This window comes from Halolamina salina (genome assembly GCF_042678005.1).
Classification (GTDB): Archaea; Halobacteriota; Halobacteria; order Halobacteriales; family Haloferacaceae; genus Halolamina; species Halolamina salina.
Genome location: NZ_JBHUDH010000093.1, coordinates 1 through 3,323, shown reverse-complemented (window position 1 = coordinate 3,323; position 3,323 = coordinate 1). Strand labels below are relative to the sequence as shown.

Annotated in this window: 4 protein-coding genes; 2 read left to right on the top strand and 2 right to left on the bottom strand. The window is 72.2% G+C overall.

What is annotated here, in order from left to right; all coding sequences use genetic code 11:
- On the top strand, positions 1 to 1,230 hold a 1,230-nt coding region (locus tag ACFR9S_RS08975; protein ID WP_379818453.1), incomplete at its 5' end, for an Hvo_1808 family surface protein.
- On the opposite strand, the gene ACFR9S_RS08970 is transcribed toward ACFR9S_RS08975, so the two are convergent.
- Together ACFR9S_RS08970 and ACFR9S_RS08965 are read right to left on the bottom strand one after the other, a co-directional pair.
- Positions 1,227 to 1,532: an AzlD family protein gene (locus ACFR9S_RS08970; RefSeq protein ID WP_379818452.1), complete on the bottom strand. Its 306-nt coding sequence runs from the start codon at positions 1,530 to 1,532 to the stop codon at positions 1,227 to 1,229. The genes ACFR9S_RS08975 and ACFR9S_RS08970 overlap by 4 nt on opposite strands.
- Complete coding sequence (locus ACFR9S_RS08965; protein WP_379818450.1) at positions 1,519 to 2,229, bottom strand: AzlC family ABC transporter permease; 711 nt, start codon at positions 2,227 to 2,229, stop codon at positions 1,519 to 1,521. The genes ACFR9S_RS08970 and ACFR9S_RS08965 overlap by 14 nt, the downstream gene beginning before the upstream one ends.
- Before the next feature lie 121 nt (positions 2,230 to 2,350).
- Between ACFR9S_RS08965 and ACFR9S_RS08960 the strand changes: the two genes are divergently transcribed.
- Positions 2,351 to 3,274, top strand: a complete 924-nt coding sequence (locus ACFR9S_RS08960) for a sulfide-dependent adenosine diphosphate thiazole synthase (RefSeq protein WP_379732923.1) — start codon at positions 2,351 to 2,353, stop codon at positions 3,272 to 3,274.
- Positions 3,275 to 3,323: the final 49 nt, after the last annotated feature.

The following is a 3,323-nucleotide window of genomic DNA, read 5'->3' as shown; positions in this document are numbered from 1 at the left end:
CGTTTGGGCGTGGAGAACGGCTACGCCGCGACCGACGAGCTCGCGGTCGACCCGAGCGACGGGCTGAACGAGTCCGAACTCGACGCCGTCGTCGCCCGGACGATGGCCCGCGTCGAGGTGATCCGCGGGCTGGAGTTCCGGGAGACGGTGCCCGTCGAGGTGATCTCCCGCGAGGAGTACCTGAACGGGTCGAGCCGCGACACGACCGTCGACACGGCCGCCGAGCGCGCCCGCGAACAGCGCTACGAGGCGGCGATGCTCGTCGGCGAGGACCGCACCGTCGGCGGCGCGTTCGCCGAAATCTATGGCGGCTCCGTGCTGGGCTACTACTCCTCGTCGAGCGATCAGATCGTGATCGTCAGCGGTAACGAGACGCCGACGGTCGACCGGACGACGCTGGCCCACGAACTCGTCCACGCGCTGCAGGACCAGCAGCTCTCGCTGCTCGGCGGCGCCGCCGGCCCGGACGAGCGAATGGCCCAGACCGGCGTCGTCGAGGGCGACGCCAGCTACGTCGAGGCGCGCTACGAGGAGCGCTGCGGCGAGCAGTGGGACTGCATCGACCGCCCGGCGAGCAGCAGCGCGGGCGGCATCGCCGACCGGAACCTCGGGCTGTATCTCACCGTCTACGCGCCGTACAGCGAGGGGCCGACGTTCGTCCACCACACCTACCGGGCGGGCGGCTGGGCGGCGGTGAACGACCTGTACGTCCGGCCGCCCCGATCGAGCGAACAGCTGATCCACCCCCCGGACTACCCGGCGGACCGCCCGGCGAGCGTGATCGTCCCCGACCGCTCGACCGCGGCGTTCGAGCGGGCGAGCCCGACCACGCTGGGCGAGGCGACGCTGTTCGCGATGCTGTGGCAGCAGCGCGCGATCGACCGCGGGACGCTGTCGAACGACCCCGGCCCCTACTCCGCGTACAACTACTCCCATCCCGCGACCGCGGGCTGGGGGGGCGACACGCTGGTGCCGTACTTCGGTGAGGAGGGCGACGGCTACGTCCTGAAGACCCGGTGGGAGAGCGAGCGCGACGCCCGGCAGTTCGCCCGCGCCTACCGTGGGCTGCTCACCGAGTCGCTGAACGCCACCGCCGAGGGTGAGGGGGTCTACCGCGTGTCCGAGGGGTCCTTCGCGGACGCGTTCCGCGTGACGCGCGAGGGGCGGACCGTCCGGATCGTGAACGCGCCGACGTTCGACGCGCTCGACGAGGTCCACGACCCCGCTTAGAGCACCGCCCGGACCGCGAGCACGACGCCGAGGCCGCCGGCCATCGCCGCCAACAGGCTCCCCGTCTTCCGGGTGAGCAGCACCACCGCCGCCGCGCCGAGCCACGCGCTCGGCCCGCCGTGCAGTAGCTCCGGCGCGACGATCGAGACGACGACGGCGCCGGGCAGCGCCGACAGCGCGGCGTCGACGCGCTCGGAGGTGTCGACGTGGCCGAGCAGCCAGAAGCCGCCGGCCTTGGTGAGGTAGGTCAGCACCGCCATCGCGGCCACGACGGCGAGTACCGTCGGATCAACGGCCGACACGGATCACCTCCACGAGGCTGCCCGCGATCCCCCCGGCGAGGATGTACCACCGCCCCGGGAGCGCGTCGGCGGCCACGACCGCGACGAGGAACGCGACGCCCCACGGCAGCAGCGTCGACTTCCCCTCCCAGAGGCCGACCGCGATCGCGACGAAGATCGCGGGCAGCACGAAGTCGAGCCCGTACCGGCTGGGGTCGCCGATCGCGGCGCCGGCGCTCGCGCCGACGACCGTCGCGGCGACCCAGAACAGCCAGACGGCGATCCCGCTGCCGAGCATGAACGCCCCGCGACCGCTCCCCTCGCTCAGTTCGCCCATCGTCAGCGCCCACGTCTCGTCGATCAGGAAGAACACGCTCCCGTAGGCGTGGCCGGGCCGGAGCCGGGCGAACCACGGCCGCAGCGCCGCCCCCATCAGCACGTAGCGGGTGTTGACCACGGCGGTCGTCGTCAGCACCGCGGCGATCGGGACCGGGTCGGCCCAGAGCTCGACGGCGATCAGCTGAGCCGCGCCCGCGAACACGGTCGCGCTCATGAGCGCCGCCTCCGCGACACTCAGTCCCGACTGCCGCGCGACGACGCCGAACACGAGGCCGTAGCCGCCGACGCCGGCCGCGACCGGGAGGCAGCGTCGGAACCCCTCCCACGCGCCGTCGAGGGTGAACGTGACCCCCTCCCGTTTCTCCGTCTCGCTGGTCATGGATGACGTACCGTCGGGGGGTTTCTAAACGCTCTGTGACGGCGCGACGCCCGACGGCCCCGCCGCCTCGCTCGCCCGCGACGCAACGCTTAACTACTCGGTAGTACCACGTAGTAATCGCATGTCCTTCGACGGGTTCAGCGACGCGAGCGAGGCACAGGTCACCCGCGCGATCGCCGACGAGTGGCACGACGAGTTCATGGAGTTCACCGACAGCGAGGTGGTGGTCGTCGGCGGCGGCCCCTCGGGGCTGGTGGCGGCGAAGGAGCTCGCCGAGCGGGGCGTCGACGTGACCGTCGTCGAGAAGAACAACTACCTCGGCGGCGGCTTCTGGCTCGGCGGCTTCCTGATGAACAAGCTCACGGTCCGCGAGCCCGCCCACGAGGTGCTCGACGAGCTCGGCGTCCCCTACGAGGAGACCGACGAGGTCGAGGGACTCCACGTCGCGACCGCGCCCCACGCGAGTTCGGCGCTGATCGAGGCGGCCTGCGACGCCGGCGCGCGGATCCAGAACATGACGGAGTTCACCGACGTGGTCGTCCGCGAGGACCACGAGGTGTCGGGCGTCGTGCTCAACTGGACGCCCGTCCACTCCCTCCCCCGAGAACTCACCTGCGTCGACCCCGTCGCGGTCGAGGCCGACCTCGTGATCGACGCTACGGGCCACGAGGCGGTCGTCGTCTCGAAGCTCCACGAGCGCGGCGTGATCGACGCCGAGGGGATCGAGGAGACCGGCGAGGTCGGCATGGACACCTCCGCCGACGGCGAGTACGGCGCCCCCGGCCACGACTCGCCGGGCCACGACTCCATGTGGGTCGGCGAGAGCGAGGACGCGGTGGTCGAGCAGACCGGGAAGGTCCACGACGGCCTGATCACCACGGGGCTCGCGACCGCGACGACCCACGGGCTAACCCGCATGGGGCCGACGTTCGGCGCGATGCTGCTCTCGGGTAAGCAGGCCGCGCAGGTGGCCATCGACGAACTCGGCCACGACGCGCCGAGCGTCGGCATGCCCAGCACACAGCCCGGCCCCGCCGACGACTGATGGGCCGACCCGTCGCGCTCACCGTCGCAGGCTCCGACAGCGGCGGCGG